This window comes from Enterococcus pingfangensis (assembly GCF_005405205.1).
In the GTDB taxonomy this organism is placed as follows: Bacteria; Bacillota; Bacilli; order Lactobacillales; family Enterococcaceae; genus Enterococcus_A; species Enterococcus_A pingfangensis.
Window position 1 is genome coordinate 78724 of record NZ_BJDP01000010.1, and the last position, 23593, is coordinate 102316.

Annotated in this window: 25 protein-coding genes; 13 read left to right on the plus strand and 12 right to left on the minus strand. The window is 39.2% G+C overall.

Going from position 1 to position 23593, the window contains the following annotated elements:
* The first annotated feature begins 191 nt into the window (after positions 1 to 191).
* Positions 192 to 497 (plus strand): hypothetical protein, encoded by a 306-nt coding sequence (locus FFM63_RS07535; RefSeq protein WP_137609697.1) that lies wholly within the window; start codon positions 192 to 194, stop codon positions 495 to 497.
* A 116-nt stretch (positions 498 to 613) separates the two neighbouring features.
* A complete protein-coding gene (locus tag FFM63_RS07540) occupies positions 614 to 2794 on the plus strand; it encodes a BspA family leucine-rich repeat surface protein (RefSeq protein WP_137609698.1) in 2181 nt (726 codons plus the stop codon).
* Positions 2795 to 3674: 880 nt separating this feature from the next.
* On the opposite strand, the gene FFM63_RS07545 is transcribed toward FFM63_RS07540, so the two are convergent.
* The 6 genes from FFM63_RS07545 to FFM63_RS07570 form a co-directional block, all read right to left on the minus strand.
* Complete coding sequence (locus FFM63_RS07545) at positions 3675 to 4988, minus strand: tyrosine-type recombinase/integrase (protein WP_137609699.1); 1314 nt, start codon at positions 4986 to 4988, stop codon at positions 3675 to 3677.
* A gap of 6 nt (positions 4989 to 4994) precedes the next feature.
* Positions 4995 to 5192 (minus strand): DUF3173 domain-containing protein, encoded by a 198-nt coding sequence (locus tag FFM63_RS07550; protein WP_060418013.1) that lies wholly within the window; start codon positions 5190 to 5192, stop codon positions 4995 to 4997.
* A 222-nt stretch (positions 5193 to 5414) separates the two neighbouring features.
* Positions 5415 to 6482 (minus strand): replication initiation factor domain-containing protein, encoded by a 1068-nt coding sequence (locus FFM63_RS07555; RefSeq protein WP_137609700.1) that lies wholly within the window; start codon positions 6480 to 6482, stop codon positions 5415 to 5417.
* Between the two features lie 2 nt (positions 6483 to 6484).
* Positions 6485 to 7831 (minus strand): FtsK/SpoIIIE domain-containing protein, encoded by a 1347-nt coding sequence (locus FFM63_RS07560; RefSeq protein WP_137609701.1) that lies wholly within the window; start codon positions 7829 to 7831, stop codon positions 6485 to 6487.
* The gene (locus FFM63_RS07565) at positions 7812 to 8324 is read right to left on the minus strand and encodes a hypothetical protein (protein ID WP_246033303.1); all 513 of its coding nucleotides are present in this window, start codon (positions 8322 to 8324) and stop codon (positions 7812 to 7814) included. Before FFM63_RS07565 ends, FFM63_RS07560 begins: the two co-directional genes overlap by 20 nt.
* Positions 8299 to 8595, minus strand: coding sequence for a hypothetical protein (locus tag FFM63_RS07570; RefSeq protein ID WP_137609702.1), 297 nt, complete (start codon positions 8593 to 8595; stop codon positions 8299 to 8301). The genes FFM63_RS07565 and FFM63_RS07570 overlap by 26 nt, the downstream gene beginning before the upstream one ends.
* Before the next feature lie 121 nt (positions 8596 to 8716).
* On the opposite strand from FFM63_RS07570, the gene FFM63_RS07575 reads away from it, so the two are divergent.
* Positions 8717 to 9535: a hypothetical protein gene (locus FFM63_RS07575; RefSeq protein ID WP_060417991.1), complete on the plus strand. Its 819-nt coding sequence runs from the start codon at positions 8717 to 8719 to the stop codon at positions 9533 to 9535.
* 196 nt (positions 9536 to 9731) lie between these two features.
* Here the strand turns inward: FFM63_RS07575 and FFM63_RS07580 are convergent, their stop codons facing one another.
* The 6 genes from FFM63_RS07580 to FFM63_RS07605 all read right to left on the minus strand — a co-directional run bounded on the left by FFM63_RS07580 (position 9732) and on the right by FFM63_RS07605 (position 18262).
* A complete protein-coding gene (locus tag FFM63_RS07580; protein ID WP_137609703.1) occupies positions 9732 to 10220 on the minus strand; it encodes a hypothetical protein in 489 nt (162 codons plus the stop codon).
* Between the two features lie 46 nt (positions 10221 to 10266).
* The gene (locus FFM63_RS07585; RefSeq protein ID WP_137609704.1) at positions 10267 to 11475 is read right to left on the minus strand and encodes a GIY-YIG nuclease family protein; all 1209 of its coding nucleotides are present in this window, start codon (positions 11473 to 11475) and stop codon (positions 10267 to 10269) included.
* The gene (locus FFM63_RS07590; protein WP_137609705.1) at positions 11462 to 13423 is read right to left on the minus strand and encodes a DEAD/DEAH box helicase; all 1962 of its coding nucleotides are present in this window, start codon (positions 13421 to 13423) and stop codon (positions 11462 to 11464) included. Before FFM63_RS07590 ends, FFM63_RS07585 begins: the two co-directional genes overlap by 14 nt.
* A complete protein-coding gene (locus FFM63_RS07595; protein WP_137609706.1) occupies positions 13413 to 16079 on the minus strand; it encodes a class I SAM-dependent DNA methyltransferase in 2667 nt (888 codons plus the stop codon). Before FFM63_RS07595 ends, FFM63_RS07590 begins: the two co-directional genes overlap by 11 nt.
* A gap of 369 nt (positions 16080 to 16448) precedes the next feature.
* Entirely contained in the window at positions 16449 to 17606 is a 1158-nt protein-coding gene (locus FFM63_RS07600; protein ID WP_137609707.1) for a tyrosine-type recombinase/integrase, read from the minus strand.
* Between the two features lie 44 nt (positions 17607 to 17650).
* A complete protein-coding gene (locus tag FFM63_RS07605; RefSeq protein ID WP_137609708.1) occupies positions 17651 to 18262 on the minus strand; it encodes a helix-turn-helix domain-containing protein in 612 nt (203 codons plus the stop codon).
* A 137-nt stretch (positions 18263 to 18399) separates the two neighbouring features.
* Here FFM63_RS07605 and FFM63_RS07610 point away from each other — a divergent pair, with 137 nt between their 5' ends.
* The 10 genes from FFM63_RS07610 to FFM63_RS07645 all read left to right on the plus strand — a co-directional run bounded on the left by FFM63_RS07610 (position 18400) and on the right by FFM63_RS07645 (position 23462).
* Positions 18400 to 18585, plus strand: a complete 186-nt coding sequence (locus FFM63_RS07610; RefSeq protein WP_137609709.1) for a hypothetical protein — start codon at positions 18400 to 18402, stop codon at positions 18583 to 18585.
* Positions 18586 to 18587: 2 nt separating this feature from the next.
* Entirely contained in the window at positions 18588 to 18860 is a 273-nt protein-coding gene (locus tag FFM63_RS07615; RefSeq protein ID WP_137609710.1) for a helix-turn-helix domain-containing protein, read from the plus strand.
* A gap of 40 nt (positions 18861 to 18900) precedes the next feature.
* The gene (locus FFM63_RS07620; RefSeq protein ID WP_137609711.1) at positions 18901 to 19206 is read left to right on the plus strand and encodes a hypothetical protein; all 306 of its coding nucleotides are present in this window, start codon (positions 18901 to 18903) and stop codon (positions 19204 to 19206) included.
* Between the two features lie 4 nt (positions 19207 to 19210).
* A complete protein-coding gene (locus FFM63_RS09795) occupies positions 19211 to 19357 on the plus strand; it encodes a hypothetical protein (protein WP_171000209.1) in 147 nt (48 codons plus the stop codon).
* On the plus strand, positions 19341 to 19577 hold the full coding sequence (locus FFM63_RS07625) for a hypothetical protein (protein WP_115251912.1): 237 nt from the start codon (positions 19341 to 19343) through the stop codon (positions 19575 to 19577). Before FFM63_RS09795 ends, FFM63_RS07625 begins: the two co-directional genes overlap by 17 nt.
* 11 nt (positions 19578 to 19588) lie before the next feature.
* Positions 19589 to 19759 carry a hypothetical protein gene (locus FFM63_RS09800; RefSeq protein ID WP_171000210.1) on the plus strand — a complete coding sequence of 57 codons (171 nt, stop codon included), beginning with the start codon at positions 19589 to 19591 and terminating at the stop codon, positions 19757 to 19759.
* A complete protein-coding gene (locus FFM63_RS07630; protein WP_137609712.1) occupies positions 19752 to 20048 on the plus strand; it encodes a hypothetical protein in 297 nt (98 codons plus the stop codon). Before FFM63_RS09800 ends, FFM63_RS07630 begins: the two co-directional genes overlap by 8 nt.
* Positions 20049 to 20061: 13 nt before the next feature.
* Positions 20062 to 20937, plus strand: coding sequence for a primase alpha helix C-terminal domain-containing protein (locus tag FFM63_RS07635; protein WP_137609713.1), 876 nt, complete (start codon positions 20062 to 20064; stop codon positions 20935 to 20937).
* On the plus strand, positions 20938 to 22716 hold the full coding sequence (locus FFM63_RS07640; protein ID WP_137609714.1) for a phage/plasmid primase, P4 family: 1779 nt from the start codon (positions 20938 to 20940) through the stop codon (positions 22714 to 22716).
* 338 nt (positions 22717 to 23054) lie between these two features.
* Positions 23055 to 23462 (plus strand): DUF3206 domain-containing protein, encoded by a 408-nt coding sequence (locus tag FFM63_RS07645; protein WP_137609715.1) that lies wholly within the window; start codon positions 23055 to 23057, stop codon positions 23460 to 23462.
* Positions 23463 to 23593 lie beyond the last annotated feature (131 nt).

The window sequence follows — 23593 nt, forward strand, 5'->3', positions numbered from 1 at the left end:
ATTAATCAAGCAAGCTTAATATTATTCGAGTGTTTAGCTTTTCAAAATACTGAATTATAAAATAAGAAAAATAAAATTGATTTTTTAAGGAGCGATAATAAAATAGCGCTTACTAAGTGTTATAGTTAACTTATTAAAAACGTACATTATTTTATTTAGCTCGAAATAATCAAGTATGGGGGGACGTATTCATGAAAAATAATAGAAAGCATGAGTATCTCATTCGTGTTGACAAGACAAAGCCCCGTGAACGTAAGCAAAGTGGTCGGCTACAAATATTTGTAATCGGTTTCGTACTTTTTAGCTTATTCAGTGGTTTTCTGAGCCCGTTAGTTTCAGTCTATGCAACAGGTGAATCAACAAGTTCTGATGCAGTGACGACCAGCACATCTTCTACGACAAGTAGCAGTTCCGAAGCTACTACAGATACGACAGTAACAACGGATGAATCATCAGACACAACTGACTCATCAGAAGCCATTGTGTTTCACCGTTAAGTTTTGATGATCTGACTGCGACAGATTTAGCGGATAAGCCAAGTGTCAGCTGGTCACCAGAGACTACCGATGTTACCGAAAAAATCAAAGTCTATCCTTCAAAATTTACGATTAAATTGAAATCAATCAAAGACGGTCGGACATTCACTTGGAAAGCTGGAGATGTCATCACACTGCCAGCATTGACTTATACTGGCGCTTATGGCAATCTTACTCCGAAATTTTCTTTCACAGATAAAAAAATTAGCGATCTTGGAACACTCAATGGCAATGAATTGACGATGGATAAAGAGGATACAGGAGAGGCATTGACTATTGAAGTAACGGATGTGGCCGCAGAAAATATTGACGTGAAACTGCCCACGCCTAATTTAGCTAATCCAGCTTCGACTGCTAAGTTTTTAGATTCAGAGTTTGCGTTTAATGTCATCGCAAGTCCAGCACCTAAGTTGGCCGCAGCACCTGCTATGGCGTCTGCCGCACCCGAAGCTACGACAACGCTGAGTCCTTGGAAGGCCGGAGCGGATGTTAACGCGGTACAAAATACCGGAACTTATGGAGCAACTTATACGTTGACGGATGGGGCAATTTTGGACTTCTCAAAATATGTGGTGACAGGAAAAGAATTTCTTGATTCTGTCGAGGGTGATCCGAATACAATCGCAAAAACACCCGTACTTAAAAAAGGAATTTTTGGGACAGTGAAATGGTATATCAGCACGGATGGCGTTTTGCATCTAGGACCAGGGATTATGGGAACGACAAGTAAGGCCCTTTTTCCAAACATTGAGTCACCATGGAATCAGTATTATACTCAATTTCAATTTGCGAAAATCAAAATTGAGGGAGAAATTTTTTTGAGATCTGGCTATTATCTTTTTGGGAAATTAAGCGAACTGACGCAAATTGATGGGTTATCAAATTTGAATTTTACTGGAGTAAAAGATTCGACTCCAGTAATAGATCCGATTACAGGAAAAAACTTGGAACCAGTAAGAGATTTGACCGGCATGTTTCAAGGTACATCAAAGTTAACGAAGATAGAAGGTACCAGTGCATGGGATTTATCTTCAGTAGTGAGTACCTCAACAATGTTTTCAGGTTCTGCTGTTGAGTCTTTAGATACAAGTGGTTGGGGTTTAGGTGCAGTGACATCATTTGCTTCCATGTTCAATAGTGCCAGTAGCTTAACTACAATCATTGGAACTAAGTATTGGGATACAAAAAGTGTGGATAATATGGTTTATATGTTTAGTGGTGCGACGAGCTTAAAGACACTGGATGTTTCAACATGGAACACGGGAAAGGTTAAAAATTTACAAGAAACGTTTAGGAATACGTCAAATCTTGAGACATTGGATGTTTCAACATGGAACACGAGTGCTGTTACTACAATGCAGAGTACATTTAGTGGTGCGGCGAAGTTAAAAACACTTGACGTTTCAAATTGGTCAACTGGTAATGTTCAAGATATGGCGAATATGTTTGCAGGTATGTCGGCTTTAACAAGCTTAGATGTCAGTAGATGGGACACCACTAATGTAGGAGTAAAAAACTTAGAGACTGATGCAACAAAACCGGCACGTTATGGATCAATGTCAATAATGTTTAAAAATGCTTCTAATTTGGAAAGTCTTACGCTTGGCAACGCTAAAGATGGAACTGTAACAAGTTGGAACACCGCCAATGTTGCGAACATGACGGATATGTTTTTAGGAACGAGTAAATTAAGTGTAATTACTTTTGGCAAAAATTTTAACACTGCAAAACTTACCAATGGCTCCGTTGCTTTACCTAATACAACTAGCACGGTTAAATGGAAAAATGTTGGCGAGGGTACACTATCGATACCAAGAGGAACAGAATCTTTAACGGCCTATGCTGGCAAAGTGTCAGATACGTATGTTTTAGCAGCTACTGACCGTGTTGGAATTGATGTAACAGTACAAGATAGTTTAGGAAACCCACTAGCAAATGTTGAAGTCACACTATATAAAGAAGATGGTAGCGCAGTAGCTACTATCAAAACAAATTCAGAGGGCAAAGCTTCGTTTTCTCCACAACCATACGGGAAATATAGCGTCAAACAGATAACAGACTTAACTAATTTTAGTAAGCCGGCTGCTGAACAAATCGAGTTATCAAGTACAACTACTGGGTTTAAAAAAGTCACCTTGATCAATAATTTTAAACAGATGTTGCCTCCAACTGGTTCTGCAACTCGCCTATGGGTAGTCATTATCGCCAGTTTGATGATAATTAGCAGCGCTGCGATTCTAATCATCCGAGTTAAATAACAATTGTATTTTAAGAGGTGAAAAAAAGAAATCATGCCAAACAGCCCAAATTTAGAATAATTTGGGCTGTTTGTCGTGTAAGTATAATCTTATTGAATAAGGAACTAAGAGTTGAAATAAAAAAATTTGATTATTTGTATAAATAGGTAAAAAAGAATCCAAAACGACTCGTGTTATTGAGTAAGTTTGGATTCTTTATAGTAGGAAGCTAGAAGATAGTTAAATAATTTCAGCCTTTGTGACGAACAGGAAACTATCTAATCAAATTGTAGGCTATTCCTACTCTGGCAATGATAGATATTGATTAAGCTAACTGATACGAAAGGGTTAACTCCCTTGCGATTTTTTGAGTTGGCTCGTTATTGTCGGGGTGGTTGTGAAAAGGTTGTATCATATAGTCAAAGAAGCGATAAAGAATTTTGATGTAAAATACAATCTGAAATTTCAAGATCAGTATTTACTAAGGAAACTAATTAATTTCCTTAATACAGATGGAGATACAGAAATATTTATTTCTTCATTATCTTTATTATTTACAGATAAAACTTTTCTACTCGATAGGGTGGTGGAAATATTCCAATCGATACGCCCAATGCAGTATTGATTAAACTTTATCATGATAAGACGCTGGATGAGTTGGATAGTTGGTTTGAAAAAATAGCTGGCCTAACCATGTCTTGAAAAGTAGTGAATAACAAAAAACCTTGTCAGCCGTTAATCTGACAAGGTTTTTTGATAGGAAAAATGGTAGGGAACCATATCATTTTTAATGAAAATCAAGCAATTCATAAGTTGAAAAACGTTGATTTATCGGTATTCCCCATTCATATTATGTTGGCTCTTTATTCCCACTCAAGAGAAAGCACACTCATAGGAATACCTACATATCAACGTTTAAATCACCTTTCCGACTTTTTGGTGGTGTGCTTGGTGGGGCACCAAGTTCACTCAAATTTTTGATTGCTTGGTTGCCGTTAAACTTAACCGAACTCTGGTCAGCTGTATCTACTTTGATATGACCCTCCATCTGTTCCACGATGGCAGTATCTGCACCTACCCACATATGTGAATAGTTCTTCAAGGTAACATCAGGGCCACTGTGACCAAGACGCTTAGACAAGACCAAGACGGACACGTTAAACTCATTAATCAGATATGAAGCGTGGCTATGGCGGAGTCCCTTCCCTTGGATAGGTTTCACCCCAGCCGCTGTCGCATAGCGCTGAATAACACGTGCTAGCGTGGATTTAATCATTGGCAAGCCATCATAGGTAAACACGAAGTCATCATCATGCCCTAACCCTGCTTGTTTCTGCCGTTCCCGCCACTTACGCAATACATCAACCGTTGTATCATCTAGTGCAATCGTCCGCTTACCATCGGCAGTCTTCGTATAGTCTTTTCGTGTCCAATCAGTCCGCGATTTCAGATACAACATGTGGTGAACTCGTAAATGCTTGTTATCCAAGTCTATATCACTCCACCAGAGCGCCATACCTTCATTAACCCGAACCCCGGTCATGAAATAGACCCATAACATCACAAAGTACAGATTCTCAAGAAAATCACCGGTGTAGATTTGTTTGATAACCGCTTTGAACTCATTCGCTGTCCAATATGGGACAATGGCTTTCGATTTAGGAATTGCTTTGATGCTTTTTGACACATTGAAGTCAAGGTATTGTAAGGAAACAGCCTTATCTAATGTCTTGCGAAACATTCCGAACACCAAACTGGCATACGATTGAGAGTAACCAGCACCACCTTCATCAGTATCAGTCAGCAAAAAGGTTCGAAAATTCTGAACATCTTCAATATTAATGTCGCGCAGTTGCTTTGACCCAAAGCGGTCACAGAACTGCACAAACGCACCTTGACGGACGGCAAACGTACTTTCTTCAACTTCAGTCTTGTACGCAGGAATATAGACTTGCTCCATATACTCACGATACGTCATCTGATAATTGGCGTAACTGTTCACCTGATAATAGTCCCGTTTCACGCGGGTCAATTCCCGATTTGCCGCCATGGCCGTCTTAAACGGGCGTCCAGTTAGATCTTTGCGCGCCTTCTTTCTAACCCTTCGACCCGTGATGCGGTCAATACCCAACTCGGTCTGGTAAAAGTACATACCGCTTTTCAGGTCTTTGAAAACACCTGCATATTTTGTTGTTTCTTGTAACTTACTTGTCATCACTAATCACTCCACTTCTCGGTGAAGCGTTGTGCCAATGATTGACTCAACGACCTCGGTCGGGACACGTCCCAATCGGCGATTGTTGTAAAATGGGTACCCCTTTTGTACCATAATTGCTTTGGCTTGGCAAATCAGACTACGTGCAGTGTGCTCTTTGTAGCCAATTGCCATCAAGTCTTGTTTACAAATTGTATTCGTCATAATCATTCTCGTTTCTTTCATTCTTACAAGAAGCATGAGATACTAAACGAGTAGACACATTGTCTACGCTAGGAACGGGGACTATCACCATCTGCTGTTGGAGGCGTGGTGGTAGTCTCTTTTTGTATCGCTTCTTGAGTAGTATCAATTTCGGCAAAGAGTTCAAATAGAGTTCGCTTCGCCATCTCTTTTCGATGAAGTGTAACCCATCGAACAGCATCATCAGGGGGGGTGACGTCCACGAAGATAGACAGCCGCCATCCTTAGCAATAACTCAATACCAGAATTGTTCCCCCAGATTGCATCACATTTAAACATCGTAGTGAACAACCCAGAATTAAACATCAAATACTGAATTGACCTAATAAGCTCGCTATCTCGTGGACTCTCCAAACGTAACCGGCTGAAATCGTGCTCACCCGCATCAACCACGTTCAGGAGCGCAACCGTTAAGTCAGCATATTCTTCTGTCTCAACGTCCACAAAGCGGTACTTCTCCAGTAGCTTACTCGCGATGAACGCCTTCATTGACTGTTCATCGCTACCCAGCTCATCACGAATACTGTCCGTAATCTGATGCGCATATTTACCTTTGAACACCGCTTCAAGTCGCACCCAGCTTTCAACTGCCAATGCTTCTTCATAACGAAAACTGGGTTGCTCCATCTGCTCACGCCGCTTGTCGTAAACGCGCATGAACAGCCGCGTGTTGCCCTTCTTTGAGCCCACATAGAAAGTCTCAACAATCTTATTAACCTCATGCGCCGATAAGCCTGATGGGTTCTTTTTGCCATCAGCATTCTGAATAATCCATGAACCATCAGTCAAATGCCGGTATAAGTCATCAACGGTAAAATTGTAGTTCTGAAAATCAGCGGTAAAGTCGATTCGACTAAGCCGTGACTGAAAATCATCGGTCACCGTCAGCAAACAGAACTGCTTAATCGTCATTGGCGATTGATGCAATCTAGCCCACTCATGGCAATAATGCGCCCAAGCATAAGCAGAGAACTTAACCACAATCCCCATCTGAACGTTTTCAGGATGATAGGCAATGGCAAAATAGAACGGGTTATCACCATACTGATAACCAATCGTATAGCCTTGAGGAATTTTACCGGTCAATGGTGTTTCTTGGCCAAACACAGTTTCAAGCTCTGTCATTTGGGAAAAACGATTAATGACATTAATGGCTACTGGTGACCAGTCACGGATATCGTCTAGTTGAGATTTATCAACCGTCAGTACCATTGTGAACTCATCAATCCCTAGTAAAAGTGTTGGTTCCATTTCTAATCTCCTTTACTGGAGCGGGGGTTATTACATAACCCCCGCTTGGCAAGAAAAGCTGCGTTTATATCAAAGTCGAGGTAACTAAAAGCGCAAATCTTCGGGGTGTTTGCGATTCCGGGGTAAGTAAAAACCCCTTCACCTTTTCGATAATCACGACTAGGAATATCCACACCAGTCCCGAAAGCGGTCACGTAGGTTTGTGCTTCCGCATTTCCTAACACAATCTTCAATGGCAGATTTTCGCGAATCATCGTAGGCAACGAACTGCTATCACTCTTTTGCATCACCACAACCAGAAAGAAGCCCAATTGCCGCCCTTGAAGAACAATCTGTGTAATCAGCTTATTGACTTCATCGCGGCGTTTCTTATCAAAAGCCTGTACTGCACTTTGAAAAGACGCGTACTCATCAAAGACGAAGACAAATGGTGACAACCCAAAATCTGAATACGTTGCCTCAAGTTTTTCAGACAACAACTGTTTCAGCTCAACCTTTCGCTGGCTCATCTCGTCATTAAAATCCCGCAATAGGTCAATAATTGCTTCAATGTTCTCGGCCGTGTGCTCTGGTGCGATGATGTCGCCAAGGATCGAAAGACTTGAGCCTTTCGGGTCGGCGAGAAACAGTTGGTATCGTATCGGCTTACTAAGCATCTGCAACAACAAGGAGTAAATTCCATATGTCTTCCCAGAGCCTGTTTGCCCGACAATCAGCGCATGATGCAACGGCACCTTTGTGAACTTGTCGATGAATAATTCGGTATACTCAAGCGAGGAACCACAGTTAACCAGTGCGTCAGCCGAAGTAAATGTTAATCGCCGTTCTAGCCGACTATCGAACAGTTCAAACTCGTAGAAGTTTTCATCGTCAGACAAAAATGAGCGCTCAACCACATAGCGTCTCAGGGCACTTGATAATTGAACGTTATCAAGTCTCTGAACGTATTTAACCCGATTCTCAATGGATAAGGTCGCGCGCTTATAATTGTCAATAAACGTCAATCTAATTTTTGGTAATAGGGCCACGGCAGTTCCAAAGAACTGCCGTGATACAAAGTAATCGGCATCTAACAAAGCACGTCTAATCGAAAGACAAATCGCATAGTAGCGAATGGCGTAGATTAGTCCCTTGTTCAGATGATTGCGACTGCCCCACAATAAGAACAAACACAAATCGAACACAAATATTACGCCTAGAAGACTGGTACCAACTAACTGGGGTACTATAATCACACGGTATTTCGTGGAAAGAAAAATCCCTACTACCAGAATCAGTAATAAGGATTCAATAGCAAGCAAGGTTTGTCCACGAATATACCGTGAAGTTTTAACCTTGTTTTGCCGCACGTTTAATCACCTGCACATTCTTGTAGCGGAGGATAATATCAAACCCGATAATAAAGGTCTTGTCGTCCAGTAGTTCACCCAATCGAATAATATCGCCTTTTTGAGCGTCAAGACGTTGGATGTTATTCAGAATAGTCACGTCAAAAGTGTTGAGAACATTATTATCACGTTTCATACCGGTCTTCTTATCAACCCCGTAATCCCCATCATCTTTAACGACTTGGAGTGTTAGCGATACGCCAACATCTTGTGGGTTCTTCTTACTACTGTATGGGCGTTGACTAACCAGAATAAACTGATTGCCTGTGTTCAACTTGAGCTTTTGGTCATCAAACGTCGTTTTAGTATAAATCCATGTGTTTTGTAGAGGCATGGTTGCCACCTTCGGCTGCATTCTGCAGCCGCCTTTCTGTTTTTGTTTCCAAGAGTTTAACGACATCATGGCCTTGGTCAAATAAGGCAGTTTGTTAGCGCTGGGCAAAACCGTACTCACGATTCCACCTGCGCCGTTCAAGTACCGCTACTAAGTCAAGTAAACAATTACGATAGTCGCGTTCATCTTTAATAGTGATGCTTAATGAACCCACCTCAAACTTCTCATTTGGATGACTTCTAGTATCGCCGGAGCAGTCTGCAAGCATTGCTTCATACAATTCAGCAACAGCTTTTTCAATCTCTGAATCGCTGACACCAATTTCGTCCAATAACGGTCCGGAAATCAGCGAATGAACGTAATTAACGGTTTTATACGCATTGTTAGTCATCTCATTTCCCCCTTGCACTTTCTATATTTATATAATAAGCTTTATACAGTAGGATATGGTGGGTATATTTTAGACGAATGATTAGTCATTTTAGTCCCACACATATAGAGAGGGTGATTTCATGTTTGAAAAATCAACAGAGTATATTTTCTCCACCATTAGCAGTACCATCAAATATCGCCAGAAAGAAATGAAAATGAAACGAAGAGACCTACTATCTGATGAATCCCTAGTCAGTCATATTGTTAACAATCATCGAACTTCGAAGCATCCTAATTTGATGAGTAATGAAAATGCTGATGATATAAGCAAAAAGCTAAAGTTTAACGGTACCAAAAAAATGCTATGGGGAAGTATTAATTGGAAAGACCTATTTAATATCGCACTTCACGAAATTTATTTGTATCACGGAACGAGCGACACAATGAACGGACTACACGATTTACTTTTTGATGTGTTGATAAACAACGTCGATTTTGCAAATATGTATGCGGCAATTTCTTATGACATCTACCCGTTAGACGGGGAAGATAAACGGGTCAGAGATAAGGCCATTCAAGAATTTTTACTGCGTGCAGAAGCACTAAATGGTGAGTCACTCCAAAAAACATTAGAACATCAATTTCATCAACGATTCGACGAAGACAAGCTCATAAAATTCACTGTTAAGTTTCCTGAATTTCTTCTGTCATTTTTCAAAAAAGCACTTTGTAACCTCACGCCGGCAAAAAATGCAACCGGCAGATTGGCCTACCAACTATCCATCAACGCTTATGAAGCCGCCGAAATGGAAAGCAACGCTTGGTACTACCATGAAAAACAGGGTGTGGAATATGCCAAGGTTATTGCAGAATTAAATAAAGCAATTAACGCAATGCAAAAAGTGCACACACATGAAATGTCATTGGATTTTATCCGGCAAACAAGAAAATCCATCTAAAAAGAGCCACCCGACGGGGTGGCTCTCACTGTTAAAACTATAAACGATGCTAATTTTTTGACTTCATACTGTTTGATGCTTGCACAGCATCAGGAGATTGTCCCGTTCCGTCTTGCCACATTTACTCCATGGCAAGACGGCCATCTCGTCCTATTTTCAAATATTACATGGAACATATCTGAGTCGAAAATTATTATTAAATAAAAATACGCTGAATTATTGGAACTAACTGATCCAGCCCAGCAGTTGCAGTCCACGTGATTACTGCGTCAAACCCCATCGCCAGCAAGGGATGTTTTTCAAGAAACGACTTACTGGCGCTCGATTCGACCTTACCTTGACTCTGCAATTCTTCTAATGCTTGCACCAATGCGACGCGATCCGATTCTTGTAATCCGCCAGCATACTCCCGAATTCCTTCAAGCAGCCCAACCACATCACTTTCACCAATATTAAGCTGCACATTATCCGTGCCGCCAATTTGCGAATGGCTAACATCACCAGTTATATGAAGACTGTTGTCCACGCTTTGAACGGTTACCCCAGATTTAGGAAAATCAGACTCCACCGGAAGGCGAATCGGGTTTCGCGCGGCATGACGATTAACATCCTTCACCGTTTTATCCATTTCCTTCTTTAAATCGCGACTCAGTCTTCTAAACTGACTGTTAAGACTTTTTGTCAACTTCACGCCCCTACTTTCATGTGTTGGTTAGACCATCAACAACGTCTCAGTCTTGCATCCTCAGTTTCGAAATTATATTTGCAGCGATCTCCTCAATGGTGGTTAAGTCAACAACAAACCATTCACGCGGATGGATTAAGCGCCCGTTAGCAGCCGTGATATCAATATCTAACTGATACTCAGCCATTGCATGATGCAGCGCCGTTTCAAGTGACTCCGCATTCAGGTTCACAACTTTCATTTCCTCGACCAACTCAACTGGCGCATATAAATAGGTGGATTCGTTCTCGGCGTTCGCAATACGCTTCTGTATTGATCCAGCCGTAAACCCAACTTTATACAGTGGGTGTTCGTTTTGGATTCGCATAATCTGCTCATTGGTGCTCAAAGATTTGAGCACGTAAATAAAGCCGGTAATTTGGTCATTAGTTTCAAATGCAAAGGTTTCATCTGGTTCGGTTACAACTCGCCCTTGACGACCGTACAATGAAGCGGCCAGGCCATTCCGTAGTGGATGATTGTCGGTGCCATTATCGTAAACCACATGTAATCTTGCGTTTGTCTTTCGATTACTGTTGTCGTTAAGCTCGATTTCCGCGCCAACTTCGTCAACGTAGAGCAGTTGACCTTTCAACACGTAAAAATGATGGCGTAGAATTTCGTAGTTTTTGAAAGGCCGTAGCTGGCGCTTACCGGATGCAATCTCAGCTTGAGCCTTCTTAAACATTGGTTCAAATTCACCAAAATTCGCCATTGCCTTTCGTTGCGATACTACCTCTGGTCTATTCTCCTGTTCACGCTGAATATCCTTGTAAACCTTAGTATCAAACAACTTGCTGTCTGAAACTTGTGTTTGCGTACCCGTAAATAGGACAGAATCATCATCCAAAATGTCATCAAGTGAGGAAAAATCAGTCTTCTCCTGCTTGATCACGTCTTCCAGCTTTTCTGTTTCCGATTCGTCACGTAATAAGCCAAACGTGTCATACGGAGCAAGATGGTCACGACGTTCAGCACTATCGCGAATACCCTTCAACCGACTAGCAAGCTTGCGCTGCTTCATCTGGGACGGGTCACGGAGCTTCTGAGGTTCCTGACCATCATGGTCACTTACCCACTCATTGATTTCCTGAAAGCCCGTCACTTCAAGATCATACGTCACCGACTTGTGCTTAACCGGAGCTTGCAACATATCATCAACATCAGGATCATTGAAAATATCATCCAGTGATCTGATTAAGTTATCGTCCGCCATTCTGCGTCCTCCTTGCCTTTAGGTCTTGTAGCTGGGCTAAGGCATAGGCCATCTTAACTTCCAGTTCGTCTTTTGAGTTCTTGTCCGGTTTGCGCCCATTTTCGGCAACAAATCGCTTGGATTCGTTATACAAGTACACCAACTCAGCCTGATCAAAATTAAATTTCTTCGCATCGATCGAGCGCTGAATAACATGCAACACATCGCTATCAATGTTACGAGACAGCACATCGTAGGCTCTCTGAAATGGATTGATTGAGTCAATCAGATTAATGTCCAAATCATTCACGTTGATGAACTTATCCGCCATACGCAAGAATTCGTTCGTATTTCCCTTACTATCCGTCGTAGTATCAACCACAGCGTGTCGCAGCACAGTATCAGCCACAGCATATTGACGTACTTCTTCGACTTCCTCATTATTCAGGTTTGGATACCGCTGCATAATTACTTTTGGAATCAGAACCTTATTCATGGTCTCAGGATCAACGTTTGCCGCGATACCATTCTTAACCGCATCGTCTTGCAAAATCGCAGCCTTCAAATCAGGCATGTCATTATCAATGATGCTCTGAACATGCTTAGTTGACGGATCTTTCAACCCACGGACAAAGATGTCGCCGCCATTGCTCGAAGAATTGTCTTTCTTATGCTTACGCGCTTTAAGACGAATCTCAGGGGCCAGGACTTGTTCCATCAACAACGACGCTGTAATTGCTTTCAGGATTGAATTGACCGCATACTGAACCTCACCATCTTTAGCATCAGGCTGTTCAATCATATTGGTAAATTGCGCATGCGTCTTATTCGAACTATCACGCGTGACTCGGCCAATAATCTGCACAATCTCCGTCAAAGACCGACGATAACCAATGGTCAACGCTTGTTCCGCCCACGGCCAATCAAAGCCTTCCTTAGCCATTCCAAGGGCAATTAGAATATCTAAATCGTCCGCATTGTTGACCTGCTCACGCAGATAATCCTGAATACGGTCACGCCCTTCCTCAGTCACCAAATCTGCAACCTTAAGTAATCGTCCGTTAGCCTTACTCTTGATTGAGTAAATCCCTGTCGTCTGATTCTGATCAACAACTTCACCAATTGCATCAAAAATCGCGTCTACTTCGTTAAGCTTATCCTTCGTTGATTCACTTGAGTTAACGCTAGGGATATGAATAATCGTCTTCTTGGTCACATCGAGCGCTTGATCCAGTGCTGACAAATACGCTCCTTGGTAAAACTTGTAATCAATGCCAAAAGATTTAAGGTACTTGTAGCCGTCCAGTTGCTCGTAGTAGGTGTAATTGACCTTATCAAACTGCTGTTCATCTTCCGGCGACAAAATCGGTGCAGAATCCCCACGGAAATAAGACCCCGTCATCGCCAGTATATGTGCGGTGGAGTTATGCGTAATATTTTTCAAAGCCGATCCAAGCACCGAACTGTCATCAGACGAGACATGATGAAATTCATCAATCGCCAACATCACGTTATCAAATTTGTGATCATCATCAATCTTGTCGTAAGCAAAGCGCAATGTCGCATGTGTACAAATCAGAATCTTTCCAGTCGGTGAATTGATGAAGTCCACAAACTTCTGTACTTTGCTATCGTTACCACCGGGTAAAGTCAGGTCATATTGTGAGTCAATCTGCCAGTCTTCGTAAAACCCGAATTTAGCCAGTTCAGTATTCTGGAATGACTTCCCAATTGAGCGTTCAGGAACGGCAACCACGACCTTATTGACACCCTGATTAGCCAATTTATCCAGCGCAACAAACATCAATGCGCGGGACTTACCAGATGCAGGCGGTGCCTTAACGAGCAGATACTGCGAATTGCGATGCTCATAGACACGCGCCTGCATTTCTCGCATGCCCAAGTCATTTGTATTGGTGCTCTGACCCGTTCGATGGTAGTTCACATCAACAACATTCTTATTCTCCAAGTGACTTCACCTTCTCTTCATACATTTTAAGCAACAACGCCAAGCGTTGTGAATCATCTTTGAAACCGTCCGACTTATATGCGCGATCCACCACTTCGTCAAGCTTTTGGTGGGCTTCCAACAAGCGTGCATTCATAGGCTTTGGATTCTTTTCAGCCAGTGGTGAACCGTATAACTCAGCAAGGGTTCCACCTTCCTCTTCACGAATATCCAGTATTTTCCAGACTAAATCTTCAATTTCATTTTTACGACGAGTGGAAAGTCTAAGTAATGGAAATGTATTATAAACTAAATTTTTGGAATATCTTAATCGTGTTTCCAACTTTCCTCCAATTATTTGAAGCCACAACATATGCATATGGGACTGTAAAATTCCAAACAACCATAAAGGAGCATCATATATAACCATCGTTGAATTGTTTGCAATATAGTCACTATTGTATATAGTAATAGGCACATACAGCCTATTTTCAGATGAAGTCGCAGGAATCACAATCATTGAAGATTTTGCTTCTCGAGTATCCCTGAACCTCCATGGCTCATCTGCCAACTTCGGATTGTTAGATCTTGCTCTCTTAACATTCTCAATTCGTTGTTTGATAAGAACATTTGACATAGCCTTCTGTAATAGATTCTTTTTTATCCACAAAACATAGTTATATGTCCCATTCTGTGTATCTTTACCACCGATTAATTTTTTAAACAGTATAGCTAAGGACGGATCATCATCTATAATCTGGGAATATTCTGATTTAGAAAACCGAAGATTGCCCTTGCCATCAGTTGGTCGATTCCCCGAAAATATTTTAGGTAGGTTAAACAAGGGAGCCCCAACTTTCTTATTAACTATAATTGTCTTTCCTTCATTTAGATAAACATTAATGTTAGCAACCTCTTTCTTCCCTAAAGAATTAAATAAAACTTTATTTCTATCTGATTCATTTCCTATTTGAATAATTTCAACAGTTACTTGTGCTTGGCCTCTTGCATTGTTGTTCCATTTAAAGCTTTGCCTGGCCGATTGTATTTCCAAATTCATCGACATAATTAGTGGCCAAAAGATTCCTACCAATTTTCCTTCGGTTAATGAATTTGTAGTTACAAAAGAAAATTGGCTTCTTGTATCTCTAATATAAAGAGCTGCATCATAGAACCAACCACAAATATAGTCCAATTCACCTGTTTTGATGATTCCATTAAATAATTTCTTCAAATCTGATTTATGATTATTTTTTTGATTATTTGCCCCTAGATATGGTGGATTGCCAAACAAATAAACTTCATCATCTTTTTCATGTGGCAATACTTTTTCCCAATCAATCCGTAACGCATTCCCACATACAATCGCACCGGCATGCTGTAATGGCAGCGTTGGTCGAACAGCATCGCTAATCTGCTCATGCAGCTTAACGTTCATCTGATGCTCAGCAATCCACAACGACAATCGCGTCACATCACACGCAAAGTCTTCAATCTCAATACCATAAAACTGGCTTAAGGTCACTGAGGGAAGATAATAGACCTGCACGTTGGGTATATGATTGAGTTCTTTCAGAATATCAATTTCTAGTTGTCGTAATTCTTTGTACGCAATGATCAGAAAATTACCGGATCCGCAGGCTGGATCCATAAATTTTATATTGCCAATTCGGTTATACAGCTTCTGAAGCTTATCTTCATTGCCCTTTGCGGCTTCAAAGTCTTCACGAAGTCCATCCAGGAATAATGGCTTAATCACCTTCATAATGTTCGGAACTGACGTATAGTGCATGCCGAGGTGACTGCGGCTGTCTTCACTAGCAACCGCTTGAATCATTGATCCAAGAATGTCCGGATTAACCTGATTCCAATTCAACAATTCTCCAGCATCAATGATTAATTTTCGAGACTTAGAACTAAACATCAAAGATTCGTGCGGATCTTTAAATAAGTCGCCGTCAACATATGGAAAATCATTAAGCCACGATGGTGTGTCAACAGGTCGTTGTGACTTTTCAAAATCAAGCACCCCAAACAACTGACTTAAAAATGCATCAAAGTCAGTCCCGTCTTCTTTAGTCATTTGCTTAACACGATTGGTAAACAAATTGTTCTCAAAGATATTTGTATCTTCAGCAAACAAGCAAAACAGCACACGAATTAAGAACAGGTTTAGTCCCTTCCGCGATGCGTCCGGATTGTCCTTCACCACAACATCGTATAGCTTCGCAAAACGCTCGGCAGCACGAACATCAGCTGGATTTTCCTTGTCGAAATCAGCCTTCTCAATTCCATTCCACGCCAAGAAGAACGCGAACTTTTGCGGTAGTTTTGAAAACTCAATGTCTAAGGTGTCGTTAGTCTTCGTATCCTTAGCCAATAGCTGCTCGTAATCAGTAACAATAATAAAGCGTGGCTTTGTTCCTAAATCATTTACACGGGTCTGAACGTCAACATACGCCTGCATTAAATCTGAATCGGTCCGCTTAAAGTAAAGCTTGTTTTTTAAATAAACCTCCCCTGATTCTTTGGAAAGATTATTCAATCCCTTTCGTAATTTAGTAATTGTGGCCTTAGGAATTTTCTCATACACACTCAAAAAATCGTAAATGAAATCCTCGTGATTCGGTTTGTTAATGATTGCTTGAATTTGATCTTCATATTCGGTAATTGCCATGCCAATTCCTCCATGTTTGCTTGATACACCACTCCCTATTACATTATCTGCAATATTTTCGGAATGTACAAGAAGCCAATTCAAAAAAATCGCGAAAATCATCAATTACTCTCAAGTAACTGACAACTCCCGCGATTATTGGTGGTGATTTTGGTGGGGTACATAACGAATACCCCACCATATGACCCATTTCACGTCAATCAAAACGCCGTTAAATCAACGTTCTGGCTTCAACTTCACTTACTTAATTATTCCCACTCAACTGTTGCGAATGCTTATAAATACACATTGAAATAGCTTTATATCAAGCTTTATGACTCTTTTTATGGTAGCGTATTTTAGAATTAATGCCATCATTAATGCCATATGCTAAAAATTAACGTATCTTTGGAACTTTTCACCACTTGTCTGTTTCATTTTTTTAGTGAAGTGGGAGTAGACGGACAGAGTGGTCGAAACGTCATCATGCCCCATTCTGTATTGAACGCTCTTAAGGTCAAGTCCAGCTTCAAACATCAGAGTACAAGAAGAATGCCTAAGTGAGTGAACTGTGACAGGTTTCAAATTATGATCCTTACATAATTTTGCAACTGCCTTATTAATTTGTGAGCCATGAAAGTAGTCATAAGGTTTCTTACCAATCATTCTATTAAATAGTAAATTGTTCTTATTTCCATCGGTTCCTTTTCCCGTTTTTAGCAACTGCTGTGCTTGATAATGTTTCCAGTCTTTGAGAATAGTCAGTGTAATATTATCTAAATCAAATGAGCGTGTGCCTGCTTTAGTTTTAGGCGTAGAAACCTGATATTCTCCATCTAAGTAGTAAACAGTTTTATTGATACTGATTTCTTTATTTTTAAAATCAATATCATTCCAAGTTAAAGCCAAGCATTCTCCTTTACGAATTGAAGTGAAAGCAAGTAGTCGGAGAATCGTATACATTCTAATATCACAATCCTCTTTAGCAAATTGGAGAAAAGCTTTCAGCTCTTCAACTTCAAAGAACCGTCCAGTTTTCACCTCATTCTTCACTTGTAAACGTGGTAATATAGTCCGTTCCATAGGGTTAAAGTTAATTATTCCTAAACGAATAGCGTGATTCATAACCATGTTGAAGTAAGAACGAACGTTTTTAAATGAACGGTATTCTTTAGACCACTGATTTAGAATTTTTTGACAGTAAAACGTGTTTATTTTAGTTAGTTTCATTTTTCCGAAATAAGGCAATATTCTTACTTTAAAAATAGTGTCTATGGCCGATTGTGTGCTTTTTTTGATGGATAGGGCATGACTTTCATCCCAAAGTTCAAACATTTCTTTATAGGTATAATCTTTTTTATTGAAATTGGTTAGTTGCTTTTCAGCTTCTAACTTGATACGAGCTAATTCTAAGCTAGCTTCTTTACGGGTTTTATAACCTTGTTTAGAGGTCTTTTTTGGCTTTTCGGTTATTGGATCTATACCAAGATACGCTTGAAATTTATAGCGCCGTTCTCCTTGTTTATTTGTATATGCTTTAATTGTCATTTTTAACCTCCTGTACTGCTGGGGGCAAGTGGGAGGAGGATCAATTATTTAAGTTGAAGGTTGTTAGAAATATTTTGTAGATCTCTACGTGCTGTAATCAAAATATCCATAGCTTGTTGATAGGCTTCAGCACTTAGATCATCATATATTAAGTCAGAAAGAGGTGTACTAGCAGGGAATATCTTGGAACCAGATTCAGTTTCAAAATTTTTAGTTTTTTGGGGATCTTCATATTTGTCACGTAGTTTTGATTGCAAATTGATAATCGAATGTGCAATATCGTTTATGATCCCCCGGTCAGTATTTCCCATACCATCTAAATTCATGACGGCTTGACCTATAAGATTTTGTAAGTCACTCTCTTTGCCAATAATATGTTTAGCTTCTTTCATTCTAACTATTTCCTGTTTGATTTGTTCAGTGGTAAACCCAGTAGCAGATGCCCATAAATCCCAACCGTCTGGATCATCGGTTTTACCCTGCAAATACTCAACAGGGACTTGTAGAAAATGCGCGATTTTTTCCCAAGTATGTTTATCAGGAAAACGCTTTTCTTGTTCGTAATAACTTATAGCTTGTTGTGTAAGCTGTAATTCTACCGCAAGGTCATTTTGGCTAATCTTTCTTAAATTTCTCGCTTCTTTAATTCGATTCATTGAGTCACCTCCTATACGAATAACTTGATTCTAGCAGATTAAACAATCGATTACAACAATGTTGTTGACTTAACAACAGCGTTGTGGTAGATTAAGTTTAACAACAGCGTTGTAAAAAAGTGGAAGGAGAATTTTAAATGAAAGCAAATCAAGAAATTCGTGACAAAATTTTTTTTAATCGTTTGAAAATGTGGGAAGTTGCTCAAGTAGTTGGGATTTCTGATGGAAGGTTTTCTGTTTGGCTAAGAACGCCACTACGTGAAGATCGTAAGAAACGAGTTGAACAAGCAATTGAAAAACTCATTGAGAAGAAAGGAGAATAGTGATGAAACTAGAAGTAGACCTAAGCCCAACGATCGAACAACAGCTAACAGAAGTTGCAAGTCGTGTATGGGCAGAAACAATGCAACAAGAAATTCAGAGAACTATATTCCCTGAATGGATGGATTTAGAAACGACTTGCGAATATTTACAGGTATCTCGTTCTAATTTATCTAAATTTATTAAAGAGTTAGATTTTCCAATTTCTACCATCAATCAGACAAAACGCTGCAACCGAAAAAAAGTAGATGAGTGGATGTCACAATTTGAAATGTAAAAAAATGCTGGGGGCAAGTGATTAACAGGAGGAAATAATAATGGAATCGACACAAAATAAAGCAATCGAAAAAGTATTATTAACAATTCTTACAGAAGATACAGCAAGCGAGTTAGCAAACTTGGAAGGCAAAGCACTAGAAGAAGCCTTTGAATGTTTGTACGAGCAAATGGACTATCAAAAATTGTTGCCACAAGAGCCAACGGTAAGCGGAGTATTGCAAGGTCTGTATGACCTAACACAAGCAGAGTTTCAAGAACGACTTTCTATTGAAGAGTATCAAGAAATTTTGTATCAGCAAGTTGAGTTATTAGCAAGCTTGCTAGGGATCAAACTGGAGGACTAAGTAAATGAGGGCAAAAGAAAAAGCCATTATCCATAACAGTCTTGGCGGACAGGATAAAGGCAAACAAAATAGTACAAAACTATTAATCTTTTGTCCTTCAATTATAACACATCAATTTATTGGAGGAAACTACTATGAAACATTTAACTAATGACGAACTCTTAAAACAGGCAGAGAAACTAACCGAATGTGCGCAACAAATTAAGGTACTACACCGACTGGCTGAAAATTTGGAATACTCACGAGTCAGCGGGGATCAATTTGCGGTGAACCACCAAATTCAAAGCGGATTGCTGGGCGATATGGGCGATAGTTTACAAACACTTGAGGAAGCTATCCAAGAAATATCTAATACCATTTGTCCAGATTAGGAGGAATCACAATGAATAAGAGAACAAATTTAATTTTAATTAGCATTATTTTAGGTGGCATGGTCACATTTTTACCAGTAGCGATAAAAGTAGCCTTGTTATTTAGCGCAGCGATAGCATTATTCATGCGTTATGATTTTTACGAATATGACCAAAGAAACGAGGAGATTACTCATGAATAAAACATTACTAGAAAAGCAATACGATCCAACAGGGAAACCGACTGGCCGAATACTTTTGATTGATCGCTGGGGATTCAAAGAAATACCGATCGATACACCGATTTTATCTCATGCAGCAACAGTTGGTGCTGGAAATGATGTGGATCGAGAAATCACTCTTTCTGTTTTGACTGATGTGAATGGGGATAATAATCCGCAATGGTTGAATTTTGAAGCACAGCAAGTGTGGCTTGTATTCAACAATCGATTTAATGAAGATGGCACACCAAAGGCAATTTTTGCAAGTTAGGGGGTACAAAATTATGGTATTTAGTTTTGTTGATGGACTAACCAATAATAAAATGACCACTGTTAATAAAAATCTATTTGATTATTTACTTCAATATGAACCGCAAAAATTTTTGGTTGATGATAGTTATACAAAAGAGCAGGCAGATAAATTAAAGCACAAAGCTTCATACGTGGTTGCTGGTATTTTTGATAATAACGTTCGAACAGAAAATGAATTGCACCAAAAAATCGGGATATTCTTGGATTATGATGATTTAGATTTGATGGTCACTGTTTTTCAAGCAAAGATAAAAGAAGCTTTATCTAATGTTTCATTTATCTGTTATCCAACCATTAAAAACAATCTTTTTGGTCTAAGGTATCGTTTGTTTATTCCAACTGATAGACCATTTATCGAAGATGAGAACAAGCGGTTGATTCAAAATGTGGTGAACAAAATCGGTCTTCCTTGTGATAGTGCAAGTAATAAGTGGAATCAATTGATGGGATTACCAGTGGTTACAAAAATATCACCTAAAACGTTAATCTTTTCGCAAAAAGGCGAGCTAATAAAAGTTGATGATTATTTACAACCGTTACCTTTAAAGCAAGAGAAGTCAACTTTTTATCATAACAAAACGTTTAAAAGCAGTTACTACAATAAATTAGGTGAATTTATTGACAGTTTAGATGAAATCTCAATAAATCGAAATGAAGCCATGGCTAGTATTATAGGTAAGCTTTACGCTAGTGGGGCGACAAGTGAACAAGGAATTTACGCTTTAGCAGTTTTTGTTTATGAAAACTACGTGAATCAACTGAATGATCCATATACTCAAAAAGAATTTAATGCCACGTTCAAAAGTATCAGAAATAGGGAAATGAAAAAGAGGGGAGGCGCTTGCTGATTGGGAAAAATTGAAGTACCAGAAGATTTACTTGAAGATTTTGAAAACAATCCACTTCCAGAAGTAGAAAAACCTTCTCCAAAAACAATGGAAGAGTTAAAATGGCAGTTAATTGAGCGGGCAAAAGAACTGAAAGGCCAAATTGGGGAACGAATAAAAGAACAAAAAATCAATGCAGCTATTAATAAAGAATTATCGTTAAAGAAAAATAAAAAGCGCAATCCAGAAGAAATTGAAGATGAAGTGAATGGACGGTTTGCGAATACCTTTTATGAAGGAAATTTAGGAATTGACGAAGCTGTAACAATTTTGGATGAATTTGTTCACTATGTAAAAATTGATGATATTGATAGCCCTGTATCTATTTTTAACTTAGATGACGGGATTTATACCAACTCAATAGGTGTATGGTACCGGGTTGTTTCTTACATTTTACCATTCAGCAAGGAGAATGAAAAAAATACTATTATCCATATTTTAAGTACTAGAGCAGATATAAAAAATTTATATAGTTCTTCTGATAGGATCGTAGTGGGAAACGGTATCTATAACTTCAATACTAAAAAATTGGAGCCATATAATCCAGACTACGTTTTTACTTCAAAAATTGCTACTAATTATCGTGAATTTATTTCTCCACTGGAAATAAAAGGATGGTCCGTTAAAAAGATGTTTTCTGATTGGGCGCAAGGAGACAAAGAACTGGAGTTACTTTTTATGCAAATTGTTCGTGCAAGCGTGCAATTAAAACAGAGAGATCAGTTTGTCCTGTTACGTGATGATGAACAAGGTGGTACAGGTAAAGGGACTTTTCAAAAGCTGATATTCAATCTGGTGGGATTTGAAAATATCATGGCCTTATCAATGGTTGAGATGACTAAAGAGCATCAATTAGCTGGTATAGAAAAAGCTCAAGTTATTATCGGAGATGACAATGATAACGGTGTGTTCATAAAAGAACCACGAGTCATTAAAACACTGACTAGCGGTGATCCATTGAATGTCAATCCTAAAGGCCAAAAGAATTATTCTTTCTTGGGGTGTCCACTTATCATTCAATCTATTAACGGGCATTTGAAAACAAAAGATATTTCTCAAGCGTTTAAAGATCGTATGTTGTTTGTGAACTTTACTAAAAAATATCGTGGAACTAACGAGGGAAATCCTGATATTAAGCAAGACTATATCAATAGATCAGAGGTTCTGGAAAGCCTTTTGTACGAAGCGTTACAATTAGAGGATTTTACTAATTTCATTCAGCCAGCCTCTAGTGAAAGATTAATGAAAGAATTTACAGTTCAAAATGATATAGTGGCGGATTTTTACTTTGAAGTATTTAAAAAATTTAAATCTGCACGATTACGTTCTGATTTTGTGTTTAAGTATTTTCTTGAATGGTGTAAAGGAAACAATAGCCCCACCACAATGAAACAACGCAATTTTACTGATCGAATGAAACTCTTGATCGTTGGTACCGATTGGGAGCATTCAGGAAAAGTTGAGTTAGCAACAGGAGTGTATTTCAATGATGACGATAACCTCCAAGATGGACTTACCGTGGTAGATGAAAACATGACGGTGGCAAAAAGGAAAACGTGCTATCGAAACAAAGGTAAAGAACTAGAATACGATAAATCAGAGATAGATAAAAAAATTAAAGAACAACAAGATGTCATTGAACGAATCAAATCTAATCGGTCAAATATGAAGGCTTTAGATATTGAAACTAATGAAATTGAATTAGATAAATTAAAAGAAGAGAGAAAGCGTTTAGGCTAAGAAATGTGGTTAGTGGTTAGCAAAAATGGCTAACCACATACTTAACCACATTTAGATAAACTAATATAAATGCTGGTACTATACGTTTTCAAAGAATTATTTTCAGCGCTAGGTGGTTAGTGGTTGGTTTATTCAATATTGTTAATTAAAAAAGTATAGGGGAAAATATTCTCACACTCTCTCTTAGCGGTTTAAATTGAACTCAACTTGGAGTTTTCTAACCACTAACCACTTGAGAGTGAAAATGAACTATGAAAACTTGGTATATAAGCTTTTACCAGAAGTGGTTAAGCATAGTAGTTATTACCCCAGCTAACCACCAACAAGGAGGAAATTAAATGCTAAACTTCATTTCAACAAACAAAGCACCGAACTTTCAATATACAGATGAAATAGATCGGTTTCTAATGAACACGCTGGCATTTAGTGTGGGATTGGTAACAGAAGATTATTCCACATTTGATCCAGAAGTATTAAAGATAATGGAAGATGAATCTGATTGGCTGCAGGAGTCAGTAGTGTGGTGTCAATCGCTTATCGTTGGTTCACTGGCAGATAGTGGCAACTATGATGATACAGGTGAGCTAATGGATGAATTTAATTGTTTGCTTAATCTATATGATCGAGCGAGACAACGAGAGCTTACATCGAATGAGGATAATTTGTTTTTAAACATCCATGATAAGTTCTTGGCTTTGCTACTAACAGATGATGAATTGATAACTAATTTATTGGAGGTAGCATAGATGATTGAAGTGGTTTATGTGTTCGATGGTGTGGAACGTGTTAGATATGCAACTTGGATAGATGTCAATAAAGTAGACACGAAAAGAGCAGATACTTACAGATGATTAAAGTACTTTTCTTCCATTTCGTT